Origin of the sequence: Rhodopseudomonas palustris (genome assembly GCF_003591005.1) — a bacterium.
Classification (GTDB): Bacteria; Pseudomonadota; Alphaproteobacteria; order Rhizobiales; family Xanthobacteraceae; genus Rhodopseudomonas; species Rhodopseudomonas palustris_K.
In genome coordinates this window covers 25,983-47,181 of the sequence record NZ_QYYD01000023.1, presented here as the reverse complement: position 1 = coordinate 47,181, position 21,199 = coordinate 25,983, and the positions used below count along the sequence as shown (strand labels likewise).

At 65.6% G+C, this 21,199-nt stretch carries 16 protein-coding genes; 15 read left to right on the top strand and 1 reads right to left on the bottom strand.

All coding sequences use genetic code 11. From position 1 onward, the window contains the following. Positions 1 to 41 precede the first annotated feature (41 nt). The 11 genes from D4Q52_RS20275 (at position 42) to D4Q52_RS20225 (ending at position 15,473) form a co-directional block, all read left to right on the top strand. Complete coding sequence (locus tag D4Q52_RS20275; protein WP_182915380.1) at positions 42 to 1,490, top strand: amidohydrolase family protein; 1,449 nt, start codon at positions 42 to 44, stop codon at positions 1,488 to 1,490. Positions 1,491 to 1,871: 381 nt separating this feature from the next. Then, positions 1,872 to 4,988, top strand: coding sequence for a helicase-related protein (locus tag D4Q52_RS20270; RefSeq protein WP_234831268.1), 3,117 nt, complete (start codon positions 1,872 to 1,874; stop codon positions 4,986 to 4,988). Between the two features lie 170 nt (positions 4,989 to 5,158). Then, positions 5,159 to 6,022 carry an alpha/beta fold hydrolase gene (locus tag D4Q52_RS20265; protein WP_119858382.1) on the top strand — a complete coding sequence of 288 codons (864 nt, stop codon included), beginning with the start codon at positions 5,159 to 5,161 and terminating at the stop codon, positions 6,020 to 6,022. A gap of 100 nt (positions 6,023 to 6,122) precedes the next feature. After that, positions 6,123 to 6,572: a (2Fe-2S)-binding protein gene (locus D4Q52_RS20260; protein ID WP_119858381.1), complete on the top strand. Its 450-nt coding sequence runs from the start codon at positions 6,123 to 6,125 to the stop codon at positions 6,570 to 6,572. Further along, positions 6,569 to 8,743, top strand: coding sequence for a xanthine dehydrogenase family protein molybdopterin-binding subunit (locus D4Q52_RS20255; RefSeq protein ID WP_119858380.1), 2,175 nt, complete (start codon positions 6,569 to 6,571; stop codon positions 8,741 to 8,743). The genes D4Q52_RS20260 and D4Q52_RS20255 overlap by 4 nt, the downstream gene beginning before the upstream one ends. Beyond that, entirely contained in the window at positions 8,740 to 10,029 is a 1,290-nt protein-coding gene (locus tag D4Q52_RS20250) for a c-type cytochrome (protein WP_119858379.1), read from the top strand. Before D4Q52_RS20255 ends, D4Q52_RS20250 begins: the two co-directional genes overlap by 4 nt. Positions 10,030 to 10,053: 24 nt before the next feature. After that, complete coding sequence (locus D4Q52_RS20245) at positions 10,054 to 11,064, top strand: MBL fold metallo-hydrolase (RefSeq protein ID WP_119858378.1); 1,011 nt, start codon at positions 10,054 to 10,056, stop codon at positions 11,062 to 11,064. A 542-nt stretch (positions 11,065 to 11,606) separates the two neighbouring features. Next, complete coding sequence (pyk, locus tag D4Q52_RS20240) at positions 11,607 to 13,025, top strand: pyruvate kinase (protein WP_119858377.1); 1,419 nt, start codon at positions 11,607 to 11,609, stop codon at positions 13,023 to 13,025. Positions 13,026 to 13,062: 37 nt separating this feature from the next. Next, on the top strand, positions 13,063 to 13,797 hold the full coding sequence (locus tag D4Q52_RS20235; RefSeq protein WP_119858376.1) for a TSUP family transporter: 735 nt from the start codon (positions 13,063 to 13,065) through the stop codon (positions 13,795 to 13,797). Between the two features lie 10 nt (positions 13,798 to 13,807). Next, the gene (locus D4Q52_RS20230) at positions 13,808 to 14,728 is read left to right on the top strand and encodes an AEC family transporter (RefSeq protein ID WP_119858375.1); all 921 of its coding nucleotides are present in this window, start codon (positions 13,808 to 13,810) and stop codon (positions 14,726 to 14,728) included. A gap of 7 nt (positions 14,729 to 14,735) precedes the next feature. Beyond that, the gene (locus D4Q52_RS20225) at positions 14,736 to 15,473 is read left to right on the top strand and encodes a metallophosphoesterase family protein (RefSeq protein ID WP_119858374.1); all 738 of its coding nucleotides are present in this window, start codon (positions 14,736 to 14,738) and stop codon (positions 15,471 to 15,473) included. Positions 15,474 to 15,561: 88 nt separating this feature from the next. Here the strand turns inward: D4Q52_RS20225 and D4Q52_RS20220 are convergent, their stop codons facing one another. Next, complete coding sequence (locus tag D4Q52_RS20220) at positions 15,562 to 16,005, bottom strand: MarR family winged helix-turn-helix transcriptional regulator (protein WP_182915379.1); 444 nt, start codon at positions 16,003 to 16,005, stop codon at positions 15,562 to 15,564. A gap of 158 nt (positions 16,006 to 16,163) precedes the next feature. Between D4Q52_RS20220 and D4Q52_RS20215 the strand changes: the two genes are divergently transcribed. The 4 genes from D4Q52_RS20215 to D4Q52_RS20200 all read left to right on the top strand — a co-directional run bounded on the left by D4Q52_RS20215 (position 16,164) and on the right by D4Q52_RS20200 (position 21,178). After that, positions 16,164 to 17,348 carry a substrate-binding domain-containing protein gene (locus tag D4Q52_RS20215; RefSeq protein WP_119858417.1) on the top strand — a complete coding sequence of 395 codons (1,185 nt, stop codon included), beginning with the start codon at positions 16,164 to 16,166 and terminating at the stop codon, positions 17,346 to 17,348. 150 nt (positions 17,349 to 17,498) lie between these two features. Then, positions 17,499 to 19,013: an amidase gene (locus D4Q52_RS20210; protein WP_119858372.1), complete on the top strand. Its 1,515-nt coding sequence runs from the start codon at positions 17,499 to 17,501 to the stop codon at positions 19,011 to 19,013. Positions 19,014 to 19,092: 79 nt separating this feature from the next. Next, positions 19,093 to 19,950, top strand: a complete 858-nt coding sequence (locus D4Q52_RS20205) for a branched-chain amino acid ABC transporter permease (RefSeq protein WP_119858371.1) — start codon at positions 19,093 to 19,095, stop codon at positions 19,948 to 19,950. Positions 19,951 to 19,954: 4 nt separating this feature from the next. Beyond that, complete coding sequence (locus D4Q52_RS20200) at positions 19,955 to 21,178, top strand: substrate-binding protein (protein ID WP_119858370.1); 1,224 nt, start codon at positions 19,955 to 19,957, stop codon at positions 21,176 to 21,178. Positions 21,179 to 21,199 lie beyond the last annotated feature (21 nt).

Sequence of the window (21,199 nt, the reverse complement as noted above, 5' to 3'; positions counted from 1 at the left end):
GGCCTTAGTTTTGAGTCAGGCTCTAAGCCCAAGGAGTGATGATGAACGCTGCAGCCGGATTGAACGTCGAGTATCTGGCCATGGCTCCCGGCCGAGGCGAGATGCGCCGCGACGCATCCGTCACATTCGCGGACGATCGGATCGGATCGGTCGGCGCCGCGGAGGGGCAGGGCAAGGGGCTGCTGGCGATGCCGGCGTTGGTCGATGCGCACGACCACGTCCGCGGCCTGCATCACATCGCGTTCGGCGCCCGCGACCAGACCTTCGAGATCTGGCGCGCCGCGCTGTACGCGCAGCCGCCGATTGACCTCTACCTCAATTCGGCGCTGGCGTTCGGGCGGCTGGCACGGGCCGGCGTCGGTTCGGTGATGCACGTCTATTCGTCGATCAAGGTCGACCGGCTCGCCGAGGATGCCGAGATCATCGCGCGCGCGGCGCGGGACGTGGGCGTCCGGCTGGCGCTGGTGGTGCCGCTGCGCGACCAGCAGACGCTAGGCTACGGCAACGATGCCGAACTGCTGCGGCTGCATCCGGCGCAGGACCGCGACTTCATCGAGAAGACCTGGCTGTATCCGTTCCCGAGCCCGGCGACCTACATGGACCTCGTCGCCGACATCGGCCGGCGCATCGACGGGCCGACGGTGTCGGTGCAGTACGGTCCGAACAGTCCGCAGGCGTGCTCGGATGCGTTGCTGGCGGCGGTGGCGGAGGCGTCGGCTCGCGACGGGCGGCGCGTCACGACGCATCTGCTCGAAACCTCGATTCAGCGCCGCTGGGCCGACGAGACCTATCCGGACGGCTTCATCCCGCATCTGGCGAATCTCGGCGTCATCAGCCCACGCTTCACCGGAGCACATGGCGTCTGGCTGCGGCCCGACGACATCCGCATCATGGCGGAGCAGGACGCGCAGATCGCCATCAACATGAGCTCGAACCTGCGGCTGCGCTCGGGCATCGCGCCCGTCGGCGACTACATCAAGGCCGGGATGAAGTTCTCGTTCGGCATCGACTCGTTCTCGATCGACGATGACGAGGACGCATTTCGCGAGCTACGCGTCGGCCACTGGCTGTTCTCGCTCGATGCCAGCCCGGCGCCGCTGACGCAGCAGCTGCTGTTCGACGGCTGGCACCGCAACGGCTTCAAGGCGGTCAACAATCGGGACGGTTATGGGGAAGTCACCGCCGGTGCGCCGGGCGATCTCGTCGTGCTCGACTACGACGCGCTCGCCTACGATTTGATCGACGGCATGATCGATCCGATGGAGGTGGCGCTGACCCGCGCCACCACCGCGCACGTCAAGGACGTCTATGTCGCCGGCCGCCGCATCGTCGGCGACGGCCGCGTGCTCGGCGTCGACCTCGACGCGATCGAACGCGAAGTCGCCAAAGCAGCCCGCGCCCAGGGCGAGCGGATGCGTGCTCTCAAGCCGATGCTGGAACGCTCGCAGCACACGCTGGGCGATTTTCACGCGCGGTGGCGAGGACGTTAATCGAGAGCGCGTGACGCAGGGGTGGCCCTGTCAGCCGGACCTGTCTTCCAGGAACCAAGCGCGGTGTCAGCGGCTTATCGCGGGCAATGGAAGGACCCGTGATGGCCGCGCCACTCAAGCCCGAAGCTCACCGCAACGATACGCCGGCGATCACCGGCAATGGTCACATGGGCTTGCCGGATATACCGACGATCATTGAGCCGCGGTTGCGCTGAGTTGGCCGATATGCGCCAACCGGACGGCGACGCGACGGCCCCGCCATCCGAACGTCCGACGCGGAGCATTGCCAAAGCGCCGGCGAAGACGCGGAGCCGGGCGAAGGCTGGATCAGCTTCCAAACAAGCGAAGCAGCAGATCTCCTCGGCCGCTCCGCTAGGTCTGTTGGCCATCGGCCTGTTGCAGCGGCGGCGCAAATCCGGATCCAAAGGTCTCGTCTTCATCGCGCGCGACGAGGCCCGCGCCGAGCGGCTCGGAGCTATTCTCCACGCGTTCGACCCGCAGTGCGGCGTGGTGGTGCTGCCGCGGTTCGACACTCTGCCGTTCGAACAGCTCGAACCATCGCGCGAGATCGCGGGCCGGCGCAGTCACGTGCTCCGGCGTCTGGCCGAAAGCGCAGATCCTCCGCTGCTGATCACGACTGTCGAGGCGATGCTGCCGTATGTGCCGCCGCCGACGGAGTGGGGCGGTGCAAGTCTCCGGTTGGAAGTCGGCCAACCGTTCGAGATCGATGCGCTGGCCGAACGTCTGCAAAGCTGTGGCTACGATCTCGACGAGCCGGCCGACTACCCGGGCGGCGCGCTGGTGCACGGCCAGTCGATCGAGGCCTATCCGGCGGGCGCGCTGTCGCCGCTGCGGATCGAACTTGGTGACGGCGTCATCAGCGGCATTCGCAGCTTCACGCCCGGCGTCTCGACCGGCGGCGAGGCGCTGGATGCGGTGGTGATCGATCCGATGTCGGAGCGGGAGGTGAGCGCGGCAGCGACGGGCGCGGCCAAAGCGGTCGGCATCTTTACTTACTTGCGCGAGGCCAGTCTGATCGCCGATGCCGACGTGCCCGGCCGTGTCGACGCGCGGCTGAGCGCGATCGAGCGCAGCGATGCCGATGCGGACAGCAAGGCGAGTTTCACCGGCCGCCGCGAATGGCAGGCGGCTCGCGCCGCGATGACAGTGCTGCCCGCGACGGCGGCGCGCGAGCCGGTGCCGGAATTCTCCCAGGCGCGGGCGCCCCGAGCGGCGCTGCGCCGCTTCATCGCGGACAGCCGCGAGCAGGGCGCGCGCATCATCTTCACGGCGGCGACGCCGCAGGATCTGGCGCGCATGCAGCGGCTCGCCGGCGAGAACGCACCGCGGCTCGCCTGGCAGAAGGCGCTGCGCGCGCCGGACGGCGGCATCGCCTCCGTGCTGGTCGATCTCGAAGCCGGCTTTCGGATGACGACCAAGCCGCCGCGCATCGTGATCAGCGCCGCCGAGGTGCTGGGCAGCCGCGCCCATCACCTGCAGCCGATGGCGCGGCGCGCGGAGCCGGCGGACCTCACCGCTCGTCCGGTGTTGGGCGGGGCGGTGGTGCATCTGCAGCGCGGCCTCGCGGTGCTCGAAGGCTTGGAGCAGGTGGCGTCGCCCGGCCTGCCGACCGCCGAGATGATCCGGCTGCGTTTCGCCGGCGACGAGACGGCGCTGTGTCCGGTCAGCGATCTCGCTCTGGTCTGGCCGTATTCGAGCGATCCCGGCGGGCTCAAGCTCGACGACGCCGACGGCTCGACCTGGCAGGCGCGCAAAAGTGAGGTCGAGCGCGAGCTCGGGCAGGTCGCGCGGACGATGGCGGAGGCGGTCGCGACGCGGCGCGCCACGCCCGCTGCGAAGATCAGCCCGCCGGGTGCGGAGTACGAACGCTTCGTCGCGCAGTTTCCTTACTTTCCGACGCCCGATCAGATCAGCGCGGTCGAGGACGTGCTGCGCGATCTCGCATCCGGCCATCCGATGGACCGCATCGTCTGCGGTGATGTCGGCTTCGGCAAGACCGAGGTGGCGCTGCGCGCCGCGGCTGCGACGGTGCTATCCGGCAAGCAGGTCGCGCTCGTGGTGCCGACGACGGTGCTGGCCCGGCAGCATGCGGCGAATTTCGCAAAGCGTTTCGCCGCACTCGGCGTCGAAGTCGGGCATCTGTCGCGGATGACATCGGCCGCGGAAGCGCGGCGGATCAAGCAGCGCCTCGGCGACGGCTCGCTCGCGGTCGTGGTCGGCACCCAGGCGCTGACCGCGAAGGATGTCGGCTTCGCCGATCTCGGGTTGGTGATCATCGACGAGGAGCAGCATTTCGGCGCCGCCGAGAAGGCCAAGCTCGCGGCGCTGCGCTGCGGCGTACATACGCTGACGATGAGCGCGACGCCGATCCCGCGCACGCTGGCGGGTGCGCTGTCCGGGCTGCGCGACATCAGCGTGATCGCGACGCCGCCGGTGCAGCGTGTGCCGGTGGTGACGACCACCGGGCCGCTGGCCGATTCATCGCTGGCGATCGCGCTGCGGCGCGAGCATCGCCGGCGCGGCCAGAGCTTCGTCATCTGCCCACGGATCAAGGATCTGGCGCCGATGGCGGAGCGGCTGCAACAGCATGTGCCGGAGCTCCGCGTGCTGACGCTGCATGGGCGGATGCCGGTCGCCGAGATCGAAGACTGCATGATGCAGTTCGTGGCTGGGCGGGCCGATATCCTGCTCGCCACCAATATCATCGAGAACGGTCTCGACATTCCGCGCGCCAACACCATCGTGATCTGCGAGCCGGAGCGGTTCGGGCTGGCGCAGTTGCATCAGCTGCGCGGCCGGGTCGGGCGCGGCGGCATCCGCGCGTATGCGTACTTGCTGAGCGACGACCCCGGCGCTGCCGCACAAACGCGGATCGATGCGCTCGAGGAGCTGAGCAGGCCGGGCGCCGGATTTGCGATCAGCGCCCGCGATCTCGATCTGCGCGGCGCCGGCGATCTGCTGTCGGAACAACAGGCCGGCCACGTCCAGATGTTCGGCGCAGCGCTCACTCATCATCTGCTGGCGCAGGCGACCGGGGGAAAGCCGCGGCGTCTCGATGATTTCTGGACGCCGGACCTGCATCTCGACGTCGAATCGCTGCTGCCGTCCAGCTACGTGCCCGACGAGGCGACCCGGCTCGATCTGTACGTGCGGCTCGCCCGCGCCGGAACCGAAACGGAGATCGAAGAACTCGGCGACGAGATCGCCGTGCGGTTTGGCGCGGCGCCGCAGGAGGTCGATCATCTGTTGGCGCTGGCGACGCTGAGCTTGCAATGCCGCGAACTCGGCATCGCGCGGATCGATGCCGGCCCGAACGGGATTGCGCTGACGTTGCGCGATCAGCCCGGGCCGGCCGAGCTTCCGCAGGGCGTGGTGCGGCACGACGGGCGATTGCTGCTGAAGCGGAGCATCGACCCCGCGGACAGGCTGGAGGCGGTCGGCCAACTCATCGACGCGCTGAAAGCCGGCGCCGATTGAGCGCAGAAGTCGGTCGGTCCGCCGAGCGTCGTCCGATGGCCTGCATGCAAGCGTCCAATCGGCCGCACAAGGCTGCAATCCGGCGCAGCCCGGCCTGACTATCCTCAGCCTAGGACGCGACGCTCCACAGCGCTCGCTGCTGTCGAGCCCGATGCCTGAGGAGCCTGCCGATGTCCGAACCGCGCCACGCCACGATCCGCGCCAATGGCATCCGGCAGTTTTATCGCGAGGCCGGGTCTGGGCCGCCGGTGGTCCTGCTGCACGGCTTTCCGGAGACGAGCTATGCGTGGCGGTTTCAGCTTCCCGTGCTGGCGAAGCAGTATCGGGTGATCGCGCCGGATCTGCGCGGCTATGGCGACACCGACAAGCCGACCGGCGGCTACGACAAGCGCACCATGGCGAGCGACATCGTGGCGCTGGCGCAGGCGCTCGGCATCGGCAAGTTCGCGCTGATCGGCCACGATCGCGGCGCGCGGGTGGCGACGCGGCTGACCAAGGATCATCCCGATCTGGTCGATCGGCTGGTGGTGATGGACAACGTGCCGACCCGCATCGTGGCGCGCGACATGAACGCCAGGATCGCCCGGCAATATTGGTTCTTCCTGTTTCACCAGGTCGCCGACCTGCCGGAGGCGCTGATCGCCGGCCGCGAAGAAATCTGGCTGCGCCATTTCTTCACCGACTGGTGCCATGACCCCAAGAGTATCACCGAGGATGCGATCGCCGCTTACGTGAAGGCGTTCGCGGCCGAGGGCGGCGTGCGTGGCGCGCTGTCGGACTATGGCGCCGGCGCCGACGATATCGCCCAGGACCTCGCCGACGCCGGCATCAAGATCGCCTGCCCGACGCTGTCGCTGTGGGGCGCGGATTTCGGGGCGGTCGGCAAGCTGTTCGATATGGAGGCGGTGTGGCGCGAGATGGCGAGTGACCTGCGCGCCGCCGCGATCCCGCAATGCGGACACCTGCCGCACGAGGAACAGCCCGAGATCGTTACCAATCTGCTGATCGAGTTCCTGCAGGGCTGGAAGGGATGATGCGTATCCGGTGATCGACTCGTCCAACCCGCGACGCAAATCGACAAGAGGCCGCCGCGGCACCGGCTGATACTCACGCTGTGAGCTGGACGGGAACACGATGCTGGCACTCAAAGTCAACGGCCGCGACTATGCGGTGGATGCGCCGGACGACATGCCGCTATTGTGGGTGCTGCGCGATCGGATCAAGCTGCGCGGCACCAAGTTCGGCTGCGGCATCGCGCAATGCGGCGCCTGCACGGTGCATCTCGATCAGCAGCCGGTGCGGTCCTGCGTACTGCCGGTCGGCAGCGTCGGCGGCCGCGCCATCACCACGATCGAAGGCGTCGGCGACACCGAGGCCGGCCGCAAGGTGCGGCAGGCCTGGCTCGATCTCGAAGTCGTGCAATGCGGCTACTGCCAATCCGGCCAGATCATGAGCGCGGTGGCGCTGCTCGGCCGTGAAGCCAAACCGGACGACGCCACGATCGATGCGGCGATGGCCGGTAACATCTGCCGCTGCGCCACCTATGTGCGGATCCGCGCCGCCATCAAGGCGGCGGCGACATGAACGCGTCTCAGAACAATCCCCGTGGGCCGTCGCGCCGCGCGTTTCTCGCCGGCGCGCTGGTGATTGCCTTCGTGCGGCCCGACAAGGCGCACGCCGTGCCGCTCGAGCCGGCCGCTGTGCCATCGCCGGCGCAGCTCGGCGGCTTCGTCCGCATCGCGCCGGGCGGCGAGATCTCGCTGGTGATGCCGAGCGTCGAGATGGGGCAGGGCATCTACACCGCCGAGGCGGCGCTGCTCGCCGAAGAGCTCGACGTCCGGCTCGACCAGATCACCGCGGTGGCGGCGCCGCCGGATGTCGCGCTGTACGCGCAGCCGCTGTTCAAGGCGCAGCTCACCGGCGGCTCGACCTCAATCCGCGGCTTCTGGGCGCCGCTGCGCGAGGCTGGCGCTGCGGCGCGCCAGATGCTGGTCACCGCGGCCGCGCAGCGCTGGCGGGTCGATGCGACTGATTGCGTCACCCGCGACGGCACCATCACGCACACGCCGAGTGGCCGGTCGCTGCCCTATGCGGAGGTCGCGGCGGAAGCCGCGGCACTGCCGATCCCGACGCAGCCGCGGCTGAAAGCGCCGGCCGACTACAAACTGATCGGCAAGAGCCTGAAGCGGATCGATACGCCCAGCAAGGTCGACGGCAGCGCGGTCTACGGCATCGACATCGACGTGCCCGGCATGAAGACGGCGGTGCTGGCGATCTGCCCGGTCGCCGGCGGCACGCTGCGCGCAGTGGACGATACCAAGGCGCGGCAATTGCCGGGTGTGATCGAGGTGCTACGCGTCGACGACGCAGTCGCGGTGGTCGGCGAGCATTACTGGGCCGCCAAGACTGGCTGCGATGCGCTGGATCTCGATTGGGACTTTGGCGCCAATGCCAGCCTGTCGTCGGACAGCATGCGGCAGGACGCCAAGGCGGCGTCAGCGAGCGTCGCGCCGATCGAGGCGCTGAAGCATGGCGATGTCGATGCGGCGTTCGCGCGAGCCAGGCGCCGCGTCGATGCCGACTACGAGATGCCGTTTCTCGCCCATGCTACGATGGAGCCGATCAACACCACGGTGCATGTGCGGCCGGACGGTTGCGACATCTGGGTCGGCACGCAGACACCGGCGGTGGCGCAGCGCCATGCGGCGCAGATCACCGGCCTGCCGGTCGAGAAGGTCGCGGTCCACAATCAGCTGATCGGCGGCGGCTTCGGACGACGGCTGCAGGCCGACACCATTGAGCAGGCAGTACGCTTCGCCAAGCAGGTACCCTATCCGCTCAAAGTGATCTGGACGCGCGAGCAGGACATCCAGCACGACCGCTTCCGGCCGTCTTACTACGACCGCTTCAGCGCCGGTCTCGATGAGAACGGCCTGCCGATCGCCTGGACGCATCGGACCACCTCCGGCACCGTGCGCAAGGATTTCGACGACAACGGCTGGCCGCAGGGCAAGCTCGACAAGGACGCCGTCGACGGCTCCTGGGACAGCCCCTACGCGTTCCCGAACATACGGGTCGACTGGGTCCGGCACGATCCGCCGATCCGGCTGAACTGGTGGCGCGGCGTCGGGCCGACCCACAATGTGTTCGTGCTCGAGAGTTTCGTCGATGAGCTGGCGCATAGCGCCGGCCGCGATCCGGTCGATTATCGCCGCGCGCTGCTGCCGGCCGACAACGTTCGCGCCCGGCATGTGCTCGATGTCGCAATCGAGAAAGCGAAGTGGGGCGCGCCGCTGGGCGGCCGGATCGGCCGCGGCGTGTCGCTGCATCAGAACTTCGGGAGCTTCGCAGCGCTGGTGATCGAAGTCGCGGTGGCGGCCTCGGGCGAAGTAACGCTGCGCAAGGCCGTCGCTGCGGTCGATTGCGGCGTCCTGATCAATCCGGACATCGTCCGCGCCCAGATCGAGGGCGGCGTGTTGTTCGGGCTGTCGGCGGCGCTGTTCAACGGCATCACCTTCGCCAACGGCCGCGTGCAGGAGAGCAATTTCAACGACTATCGTCAGCTCCGCATCAACGAGACGCCCTCGGTCGAAGTGCATCTGGTTGATAGCCGCGAGCCGCCCGGCGGGCTTGGCGAGGTCGGCACCGTGTCAGCCGCGCCGGCGCTCGCCAACGCGATTTTCGCCGCCACCGGCGTGCGGCTGCGGCGGCTGCCGATCGACACGACGGCGCTTATGGCCCGGAACGCATCGTGACGCGCATCCTCACCATCACTACTGGTCTCATCGTTGTGGCGGCCGTGCTGGCTGGCTGGTTCTTCTTCTGGCCGGCGAAGCTGACGCAGGTTCAAGCCTCGCCCAATCAGCCCGCCGGTGCGGCGCTGATTGCGCGCGGCGCGTATCTCACGACGGCGGCAGATTGTGAAAGCTGCCACACCGCGCCCGGCGGCAAGCCGTTCGCCGGCGGCCGTGCCTTCAAGCTGCCGTTCGGCACGATCTACTCGACCAACATCACGCCCGACGCCACCACCGGCATCGGCCAATGGTCAGACGCCGAATTCGTCCGCGCGCTGCATCAGGGCATCGGCCGCGGAGGCGAGGATCTGTATCCGGCGCTGCCCTATACGTCCTACGCGCTGCTTTCCACCGACGACGTGTTGGCGATCCGCGCTCACCTCGCGACGCTGCGGCCGGTCGCGACGCAGCAGCCGGTCAACACGCTGAGCTTCCCGTTCAATCAGCGCTTCGTGCTGCGCGCCTGGAAGCTGCTGTTCATGCCGGCGCAGCCGTGGCGGCCGTCACCGCAGCGCGATGCGCAATGGAACAAGGGCGCTTACCTCGTCGAAGCGCTGGCGCATTGCGGCGAGTGCCATACGCCGCGCAACGTCATGTTCGCGATGAAGCGCAGCGAGAAGTTCGCCGGCGCGGTGGTCGACGGCTACAAGGCCTACAACATCACGCCCGACCCCGAGACCGGGATCGGCCGCTGGTCCGACGCCGAGATCAGCGCGTATCTCGCGACCGGCCACGCACCGGGCCATGGCGGCGCTTCCGGCGGCATGGCGGAGGCGATCAAGTTCAGCCTCGGCCGGCTGCCGCGCGACGACATCGCGGCGATCACCGCGTATCTGAAGACCGTGCCGCCACAGCGCTCGGCACTGTCGCCGCCGATCAATCCCAACCCGACGACGCTGGCGAGCGCGGCGCCGTGGCTGCCCGCTGCTGAGAGCGGCGCCAATCCGACCGGCCGGCGCATCTTTGCCTCGGCCTGCGCCAGCTGTCACGGCTGGGACGGCTCGGGCCGCCAGACCGGCAACGCCTCGCTGCGCGGCGCTCGCAGCGTCAACGACGTCGAGGGCGCCAACGTCATCCGCACGGTGCTGCAAGGCGTCGCCGTCAGCTCGCCGACCGGCGCGATGCCGGCCTTCGCGGCGGCTTACTCCGACGACGAGATCGCCGCGGTCGCCAACTACGTGATCGGCCATTTCGGCGGAAAACCGGGCCGCGTGAAGCCGCAGGATGTCAAGGCGGCGCGAAACTAACTGCGTGGCGCAGGGAGATACTCGATGAAAGCGATCAGAACGATCTTGGTGGCGCTGTTATTGTCGATACTTGGCGTCGGCATAGCCGCGGCCGCCGCGCCGCAGGTCCGCACCCAGGCGCCCGGTTACTATCGGATGATGCTCGGGCAGTTCGAGATCACCGCGCTGCTCGACGGCACCCACACGTTTCCGGTCGGCAAGGTGATGCTGCGCAACGAAACGGAGGCCGACGGCAAGCGGCGCGCGGTGCAACTGTCCGAGGCGCATCCCGGCGAGGCCGAGGCGCTGCTCGCCGCCGAACGGCTGTCGATCCCGCTCGAAGGCGCCATCAACGCGTTTCTAATCAACACCGGCGACAGGCTGGTGCTGATCGACAGTGGCGCCGGCAGTCTCTACGGCGATTGCTGCGGCCATCTGATCGCCAATCTGCGCGCGGCCGGCTATCAGCCCGAGCAGGTCGACGAGATCTATCTGACGCATCTGCATGCCGACCACGTCGGCGGCATCGCGCCGAACGGCAAGGCGGCGTTCGCCAACGCAATCGTCCGTGTCAATCAGAAGGACGTCGATTACTGGCTCGATCCGGCCAGCGAAGGCAAGGCGCCGGCATTCCTGAAATCGATGTTCGAAGGCGACCGCGCCTCGCTGAAGCCGTATCAGGAGTCGGGGCGGCTGAAGCCGTTCAAGGACGGCGAGCAACTCTCGCCGGGCATCCGCGCGATCCCGACGAGCGGTCACACGCCGGGCCACACCTCTTACGAAGTCAGCAGCAACGGCCAACGCCTGTTGGTATGGGGCGATCTCGTTCACGTCGCGCCGATCCAGTTTCGCAATCCGGCGATCACGCTGACTTACGACAGCGACCCGTTCGCCGCCGAAGCCCAGCGCACCGCGATGTTCGCCGATGCCGCCACCAGCGGCACGTGGATTGCCGCGGCCCACATCGCGTTCCCCGGCATCGGCCACATCGTGCCCTCCGGCGAGCGCTTTGCCTGGATCCCGGCGAGCTACACGACGCTGTTGGGAACGAAGTAGTAAGGCGCCGTTCAGTGGTCTCGTCATTGCGAGGAGCGCAGCGACGAGGCAATCCAGCCCAGTGCACGGGGGTGCTGGATTGCTTCGCTGCGCTCGCAATGACGGGGAGAGGTCTTGCTTTGAGGCCTGCGGCTTTCGCGACGGCTTGATCACCTTACGGAACTGCGGTCGGTGTCGTCGAGGGGCGGGCCGTCTTCAAGCGCGGCTGGATGTGGTGGCCGTCCTGCTTGCGTTGGATTAGCTCGCGTTTCGCGCGATGTCGGTATTATTCTGCTTAGTTTCAATCGTCGTCGGCGGCGCGCCAGCGCGGCAGCACTTTGTAATCGACATGATTTTCGAGTCGCAGCGTCTGAAGATTCGTCGAGCTTCGTCACGAGTGCCGTCGCAGCGCAGATAATCCATGCGCAATTGACCGTGCTCGTGCAGCATTCATTCTCGGCAGATGGCTATCTCCCGATTCGGAATTCTTATTTCCTCTAGCCGGATAGACTCATCGCAGGACGCCTGTCATCAATCTGTCATAAATCAATTTGGGCGCTGTTATGAGTGCAATCGGTATTATCGCTACTATCGGGCCGGTTTCGGCTCAGGCTGGAATTCTTGTCGCTTTGCGTGCAGCGGGCATGACCGTCGCGCGGCTCAACGGCTCGCATAACAATATGGAGTGGCACCGACAGACGATCGAGCTTCTTCGAACGGCTGTCCCCGACGTGCCGATCCTGCTGGACATTCCAGGGCGCAAGATCCGAACTATTCAGCTCGCCCACGAGCCGAATTTCAAGGCGGGCGAAACCATCATCTTGACGACCGACACGAGCCATGACGGCTCGCTGAAAGTGCCGGTGAATTTCGATGGTCTGCACGAACAGCTTCGATCGGGCGTCAGACTCTATGCGGATGACGGCACGCTGTCGTTTATTGTGACTCACATCGAAGGGCGCGACATCCATGTGCGTGCGACGGGCGACGGAACGCTGCGAAGCCGGAAAGGCATCAATGTTCCGGAGGTCGTGTTGGGCCGCGAACTGGTAACAGACCATGATCGCAACATGGTTCGGTTTGCGAAGGATAACGGCGTCGACTATGTCGGCATCAGCTTCGTTGAGAGCGCCTTGCACGTCGAGGCGATCCGCGACCTGATCGGTGGCATCACGCCTCGAATTGTCGCGAAGGTCGAGAACCAGGGCGGGCTGGATCACTTGGACGATGTTATCGGCGCAGCCGATGTGATCATGATCGATAGGGGCGATCTTTCGGTGGAAACCGATGTCGATCAGGTCTCTCTACTTCAGAAGCTGATCATCGGCGTGGGCAGGACGTACGGCAAGCCGGTCATCGTCGCCACCGAGCTTCTGCATACCATGATCGACAATCCCTATCCAACCAAGGCAGAAATCGGCGACATCACCAATGCAGTGATCGATGGTGCCAGCCTGCTGATGCTGTCTGGAGAAACCGCGATCGGTCGTTATCCGATCGAGGCCGTGGCGCGGCTGAAAAGTATCTCGCTTGTCGCTCAAGGGCATATCACCGGCAACGGCCTCAAAGACCAACCTTCGAACGAGATTGCGCGTGCGATCCGTTCTCTCGCGACGACGCTCCCTGTCAACAAGATCGTTGTGCTGTCCCGTAGCGGTTATGCAGCCGGCCTCGTCGCTGCGGCGCTTGTGGAACAGCCGATCATCGCGGCACATTCCGATCAACTCGTTGCCCGCAGCCTGAATTTGGTGCCGGGCGTTCAGGGTGTCCACGTCCCTCGGCTCGGTTGGCAAGATAGTTCATCCATCGAGACGCTGAATGAGTTGCGGCAACGCGCAATCCTTGCCGACGATGACGTGGTGTTGGTCGTTAGCGCCAACCTTGGTGATGATCGACAATATCTAAACAGCTTTCAGACGTTTCGGGTCGGCACGATCGGGCATGACGTCGAAAATGGTGAACGCTGGCTGGCAACGGCTTAGCCCTTCGGACAGCTATTGATCTCGGAGGTAAGATTAGATGGACCAGACTGTTGCCATTATCGGCGTTATCTTCGCGTTCTCTGTCATTCAGTCCGTGTTCGGAATGGGCCTTCTGGTCTTCGGGACACCGACGCTTCTTCTCTTGGGGCTGCCTTTCCCGATTGCTCTTGGCTGGCTTCTGCCGGCCTCGCTGGCGATCTCGACGATTCAGGTCGTCGGGAGTTTCGATCAGGCGCGCGCGTCTTTGGCGCAGGGGCGCCTTCTTGTCTGCCTGGTGCCGTTAGTGGCCGGGCTGGCAGTCGTGCTCGTCTTCGACCTGCATGCCAAGATCGACCTCGTCATCGGCGCAACGATGCTTCTGGTTTCGGCCATTCGCGTCAACGCGGCCCTGCAAAAGCGTCTGGCGCGGCTTATCGTATATGCGGAGAAGCCATACCTTGTAGCAATGGGCGTTCTCCACGGGTTCACGAACATGGGGGGTGCGCTGCTATCTGTTTATGCGGCAGCCGTGCATAGGGAGAAGCCGGAAATCAGGGGCACGATCGCTACCTATTATTTGGCGTTCGGTGTCGTGCAGATCGCGACGATCGCACTCCTTAAACCCGACGCCCTCGGGGCGCATGGCTCAATGTCTGCGGTCATTGCCACCATCGCGTATTGCCTCGTTGGGCGGATCATTTTCCCGCGTGCTTCCGGGAAGGCTTACGACAAGGCGATCACCGGGTTCATCGCGATTTATGGCGTCGCCGTGCTCGTCAAAGCCAGCCTTTAACGAGAGAGTCATGATCGAAATAACCGTCGCACTCGCGCCGATCTTCGCCATCATCGTGCTGGGCTTTGTGTTACGACATCGACGCATGATTGCCGAAGAATTTTGGCTGCCTTGCGAGAGGCTCAATTACTTCTACCTGTTTCCGGCGCTGATGTTCAGGCAGATAGCGACGGCAAATTTCTCAAGCCTTTCACTGCAGGCCGTCGCCGTCACGCTGTTGGGCGCCGTGGCGATAGGCGGCGCATTGCTCTACGGATGGCGCTTGTTCCGGCCGCAGTCAGGGCCGATCTTCTCGTCTGTTCTACAAGGCGCTCTTCGTCCGAATACTTACGTCGGTCTCGCAGCGGCGACGGCGCTTTACGGCGACGATGGAATGATGGTGACGGCGGTTGCAATCGCAATCATGATTCCCGTCCTCAATGTCGGCTCGATCGTGGTGTTGGCGCTATATGGAAACGAAGGCCCGATCGATCCACGCAAGCTGCTCAAAACGATCGTCACCAATCCTGTCATCGTGTCGGTCCTGGCAGGTGCCGCGACACAGCTTCTCGGGCTCAAGCTTCCTCAAGCGCTGGCGTCGACTCTCACGATTCTGGGCACCGCCTCACTGCCCCTTGGCCTGCTCGCGGTCGGTGCAGGGCTTGATATGGCGGCCCCTCGTCTCTCTCACGGGGCGGTCCTTCAATCGACGATTGTCAAACTAGGATTAGTCCCGTTTGCCACCTATATCATCGGCGTTGCACTCGGGCTTAGGGGTGTTTCTCTGAATGCGATCGTTCTTTTCAACGCCTTGCCGTGCACGCCATCGGCCTACATCATGGCGAGGCTGCTCGGAGGCGATCATCGTATTGCTGCAGGCATCATCAGTGTGCAGACAGCGCTCGCAGCGGTGACAATGCCCGCCGTTCTGGTCGCCTTGAGTTGGCAGTAAGCTCTCGATGCGGATCGCCGTGTTGTCGGACATCCACGGCAATCTCCCCGCTCTGGAAGCCGTGATCAAGGACATCGCGGCGGCCCGTGTCGATCAGATCTACAATCTGGACGATTGCCTTTCGGGACCGCTTTGGCCTTCGGAGACCGCCGATCTATTGCTCGCGTTGGGCTGGCCGACCTTGGCGGGAAATCACGAACGGCAAATGCTGTCGGTCGGCGCGGCCGACGTCGATTCGTCCGATGGCTTCGCTGCTGCTCGGATCGAGGGCCGCCATCGCAATTGGCTAGCCGGCCTACCGGCCCGGATGGAGCCGATTCCCAGTGTGCTTTTCTGCCATGGCGCCCCGACTAGCGATGCTGACTATTGGCTGCATACCGGGCGGCCGGGCGCGATGCTGAAGGCCAGCGAGACCGACATCAGCCGTCATGCGACCCATCACCGCCTGGCATTTTGCGGCCATAGCCACGCTGCGCGATGCGTGGAGTTACCCGATGGCCGGATCATCGCCAATCCTGGCAGCGTTGGCCTCCCCGCCTACGATGACGATCCGATTGTTCCCGATCTCCCAGATCCGCAGGGGCCGCGTTCACGCTACCTCATCGCGGCGTTGGGCGAGGGCGGTTTCTGGCGGGTCGATTTGCGGGCAGTCGCCTATGATTTCGAAACAGCCGCTCGGCGTGCCGAACAGCTCGGTCGGTTAGGATGGGCCCGCACCTTGAGGACGGGGAGAAGATTTCGATGAGGTCGTTGCGCATCGCCCGAGCGAGATCGCGCGACACAAGCGGCGCGCCAGCAGCCGTGCAGGCTCGCGCCGGCGCGGCGAGGCCCGCTCAGGTCGCCGCGTCGATCAGGCTTTCGAGCAGGCGCTTCAGCTCCGCCGTGGCCTTGTCGCCGTAGCTTTCGGCGATGTGGGCTTCCTGGCTCAGCGCCAGCGCGTTGAGCCTCTGGGTCAGCGCCTTGCCGCGTTCGGAGCTGTACATCAGGACCTTGCGGCGATCGTCCGGATCCTGCGCGCGATACACCAGCGCGTCGGACACCATGCGGTCGATCATCTTGGTCAGGGTCGGGTGAGCGAGCAGCACCGCGTCGGCGAGTTCGCCCATCGAGTGGCCCTTGCCGTCGGACAGCACCTTGAGGATGCGCCACTGTTCCACCGGCACGCCCTCGTCGCGCAGCCGTGCCTCGAGCTGCCGGTTGATCTCCCGGTTGGCCTGCGCGAGCAGATAAGCGAGGTGTTCGGTGATCGGCGGGTTGCGGCTGGGCGATCTGGCCACGGCTGGGACTTTATCGTTCGGATTGAATGAATCACGTGCTGCACTTGCTGCATCTATATGCACATCTATTCTTGAAAGTTCAATATTTTCGAATAGCATCACTAGGCGTGCGGGCCGCGCTGTCGCTGCAGGTCGGCGCCAATAGTTCAGGAGAGGGTGTGCTCTCGATCGGGGATCTCGGCAACGGTGCCGCCGCCGTTGCGCCACTCGGCTTGCTTGATCGAGTGTCGTCGCTGGCTGATGCGGCATGGATGGACGGCCCCGGCGACGGCATGGGCGCGGCGGCACGGCGCGCGCGCAACAAACTGCGGATCGGCAATTTCGTCACCTTTCAGGGCGCGCCGGGGCTATGGGGCCCCGCCTGCTGCAATGCCTCGCTGCTGGCCGCTGCCGAGATCAACAAGCGCGGCGGCATTCTCGGCCGCGAGATCGAACTGGTGATGTACGACGCCGGCGGTCCGATCGAGGAGGTCACCGAGCGTGTCGCCCGCGCTGTCGCGGACGAAGACATCGACATCGTGATGGGCTCGCATATCAGCGCGGTCCGCGTCGCGCTGCGCAACGCCATCCGCAGCCGCGTGCCCTACGTCTACACGCCGGTCTATGAAGGCGGCGAACGCTCGCCGGGCGTGATGACGATCGGCGAGACGCCGCGCTGGACCAGCCGTCCGGCGATCGACTGGCTGGCGCAGGTCAAGAAGGCGCAGCGCTGGTATCTGATCGGCAGCGACTACGTCTGGCCGTGGCTGTCGCACCGCGCCGTCAAGGGCTACATCAACGATGCCGGCGGCCAGGTCGTGGGCGAGGAGTTCGTGCCGCTCGGCGAGGACAACCACGAGCGTCACCTCGAACGGATCCGCGCCGCGCGGCCGGATGTGGTGCTGATCTCGCTGATCGGCACCGACAGCGTCACCTTCAATCGAGCCTTCGCCGAATGCGGCCTGGCCGGCCACGTGCTGCGGCTCGCCGGCGCGATGGACGAGACGGTGCTGCTCGGCATCGGCGCCGACGCCACCGAGAATCTGTTCTGCGCGTCGGGCTATTTCAGCGGCGAGGACACGCTGGAGAACGACGAATTCCGCGCCTCTTACGCCCGCGCGTTCGGCCCGACGGCGCCGCCGGTCGGGTCGGTCGGCGAGTCCAACTACGAAGGCCTGCGCTTTCTCGAAGCCGCCGCGCACAAGGCACAGACGCTGGCGCGCGGGCCGCTGCTGTCCGCCGCCAAGAACATCGTCTATCGCGGTGCCCGTGGCCCGGTGACGCTGCGCGACGGCCGCGCGCGGATGAACATCCATCTGGCGCAGGCCGATGGGCTCGACTTCCGGCTGCTGCGCAGCCTGTGATCAGCGGCGACGAATGCGCGATTGCAAGATTATACTTGAAATCGAAAATATTTCCGTATGTAGTAATTGCATGACGCAGCGGCGACCATGCCGCGGCCGGTCCTCCCCGGGCCGGCGTCGTCGACCGGTCCATGCTCAGGAGATCACGTCGTGGCAGTCTCGCTTCCTACCCCCATGCAGCTTCTCGATGTCGCCGAACAATGCGGCCTGGCTCTCACCGATGAGGATGTCGCCTCGTTCCGCGCGTTGATGCAGCCGTCGGTCGACGCCTACAACGTCGTGGCGATGCTTCCCGACGAGGTGCCGCTGGTGAAGTACCCGCGCACGCCGGGCTATCAGCCGGGCGCCGAGGAGAACCCGCGCAACGCCTGGTATCGCAAGTCGAGCGTCAAGGGCGCGGCCTCCGGCAAACTCAAGGGCAAGACCGTCGCGCTGAAAGACAACATCATGCTGGCCGGCGTGCCGATGATGAACGGGTCGTCGACGCTGGAAGGCTTCGTGCCGGATTTCGACGCCACCATCGTCACCCGCATCCTCGATGCCGGCGGCGAGATCCTCGGCAAGACGCATTGCGAACACTTCTGTATCTCGGGCGGCAGCCACACCGGCTCCAACGGCCCGGTGCACAATCCGCACAAGATGGGCTATTCGGCCGGCGGCTCGTCGTCGGGCAGCGCCGTGGTGGTTGCGCTCGGCGAAGCCGACATGGCAATCGGCGGCGACCAGGGCGGATCGATCCGCATGCCGTCGTCGTTCAGCGGCACCTACGGCATGAAGCCGACCTGGGGCCTGGTGCCTTACACCGGCATCATGCCGATCGAAGTGTTTGTCGATCACACCGGTCCAATGACCGCGTCGGTCGAGGACAACGCCTTGCTGCTCGAAGTCCTGGCCGGCGACGACGGCTATGATCCGCGGATCCGCGCGCCGATCGTCCACGACTACACCAAGGCGCTCGGCGGCGGCGTCAAGGGCATGAAGATCGGCATCGTCAAGGAAGGCTTCGAGCAGGCCGGCGCCGAGACCGCGGTCAATGAAAGCGTTCGCGAGGCCGCCAAGCGGCTCGCCAGCCTGGGTGCGACAGTCGAGGAAATTTCGATCCCGGCGCATCTCCTTGCGGGCGCGATATGGACGCCGATTGGCGCTGAGGGCATCGCCCAGACCATGATGTTCGGGGACGGCTATGGTCTCAGCCGCGCGGATCTGTATTCGACGGCGCTGATGAAGGCGCATCGCGGCTGGCGAGAGCAGGCGGATTCGCTGTCCGAGACCACCAAGCTGTTCCTGATGCTCGGGACCTATATCAACAACACATTCGGACCGCGCTACTACGGCAAGGCTGTCAACATCTCCCGCCGCATCACCGCGGCCTACGATGCGGCGCTGGCGAAATGCGATCTGCTGCTGATGCCGACAACGCCGATGAAGGCGACGCCGCTGCCTGCTCCGGGCGCCAGCCGCGAGGAAGTCGTCGGCCGCGCCTTCGAAATGATCAGCAACACCGCGCCGTTCGACATCACCCATCACCCGGCGATGTCGATCCCCTGCGGCATGGTCGACGGCCTGCCGGTCGGGCTGATGCTTGTCGGCAAGCATTTCGACGAACCGACGATCTACCGCGCGGCGCATGCTTTCGAGCAGTCGGGCGATTGGAAGAAGATGTGACGGCGATGGTCCGGACCCTTCAGTTGCGGGTGTCCGGACCGTCTCGCCAAGGACTTGCTGCTCCATCCGGTAAGGTCGAATGGAAAATCTGATCGTTGCCCTGTTCGAAATTCTGAGCTTCGGCGCCATCGTGGTGCTGGTGGTGCTGGGGCTCGGAATCATCGCCAGCATGATGGGGATCTTCAACTTCGCGCAGGGCGAGTTCGTGCTGCTCGGCGCCTACGTTACCTATCTGGCCTACACCGCCGGCCTGCCGGTCTGGACCGGCATGGTGGCGGCGCCGTTCGTGGTCGGTGCGCTTGGCTTCGTGCTCGAACGATTGGTGGTGCGGCGGTTCTACGCCGCGCCGATCGTCGCCATGCTCGGCACCTACGCGCTCGGCCTGATCATCCGCGAGATCGTCCGCGGCCTGATCGGAGGCCTTTATATTTCGGTACCCGAGCCGATCGGCGGCTCGATCGCGTTCGGCTCGATGCATTTCTCAACCTGGCGACTGGTGATCATCGTGGTCACCGCGCTGGTGATGGTCGGCAGCTATCTGCTGCTGTCGCGCACCTCGTTCGGCCTGCGCGTGCGCGCCTCGCTGGAGAACCCGGCGCTGGCGCGCGCCTCGGGCATCTCCACCAACGCCATCTACGGCGCCACCTTCGCGTTCGGTGCGGCGCTCGCCGGCCTCGCCGGGGCGCTGATCGTGCCGGTGTTCTCGCTGTTCGCCGATCTCGGCCTGCGCTTCCTGATCCAGGGCTTCGTCGCCGTGATGGTCGGCGGCATCGGCTCGTTCGCCGGCCCGGTCGCCGGCGCCGGCGTCATCGGCACGCTGTCGGCGGCGCTGCCCTGGGTGATTCAGCCGGTGGTCGCCGACGTGCTCGTCTTCGTGCTCGCCATCGTCTTCATCAAGTTCCGGCCGCAGGGCCTCGTTTCGGGAAAAGGGATCTAGCCTGATGTCCAGCGACTCCGACTTCCAGCTCAACCGCCGCCGCTTCCTCTCCAACTTCGCCTTCGCCGGCACCGCGATCGCCACCGGCGTCGGCAGCTGGGTGGTGCCGGCCGGCTGGGCGAACGCCGCAGCCGGTCCGATCAAGGTCGGCGTCGGCACCGACCTGACCGGTCCAATGGGCTACGCCGGCAACGCCGACGCCAACGTCGCCAAGATGGTCATCAAGCAGATCAACGATGCCGGCGGCCTGCTCGGCCGGCCGATCGAGCTGTTCATCGAGGACACCGCATCGAACGAGGCGGTAGCGGTCGGCAACGTCCGCAAGCTGATCCAGCGCGACAAGGTCGATCTGGTGATCGGCGGCATCACCTCGTCGATGCGCAACGCCATCAAGGACGTCATCGTGTCGCGCGGCAAGACGCTGTACATCTATCCGCAGCTCTACGAAGGCAAGGAATGCACCCCCAACCTGTTTTGCACCGGCCCGACCCCGGCGCAGCAGTGCGACGAGTTCATTCCGTGGCTGATCAAGAATGGCGGCAAGAAGTTCGCGCTGCCGAGCGCCAACTACGTCTGGCCGCACACGCTCAACGCCTATGCCCGCAAGGTGATCGAGGCCAATGGCGGCGAGGTGGTGTTCGAAGAATACTATCCGCTCGACCAGGTCGACTTCTCGTCGACCGTCAACCGCATCATCTCCAACAAGGTCGACGTGGTGTTCAACACCGTGATCCCGCCGGGCGTCGGTCCGTTCTTCAAGCAGCTCTATGAAGCGGGCTTCCTCAAGAACGGCGGCCGGCTCGCCTGCGTGTATTACGACGAGAACACGCTGGCCATCAACCAGCCGGCCGAAATCGAAGGGCTGGCGAGCTGCCTCGATTACTTCAAGGCGCTCACCAAGGACGATCCGTTCAGCGCCAAGCTGCAGGGCGAGTATGAAAAGGCGTTCCCGGGCAACTTCCTGTTCGCCGCCGGCAGCGCCGCCACCGGCACGTATCGGGCGCTGAAGCTGTGGGAGGCCGCCGTCAAGGAGGCCGGCAAGGTCGATCGCGACGGCGTCGCCGCAGCGCTCGATCACGCCAAGATCGCCGAAGGGCCCGGCGGCCCCGCCGAAATGGTCCCCGGCAAGCGCCACTGCAAGATGAACATGTACACGGCGGTCGCCAAGAACGGCAGCTACGAGATCGTCGAGCGCAGCAAGGGTCTGGTCGACCCGAAGGAATGCTGATGCACTGCGTTTACGACGAGT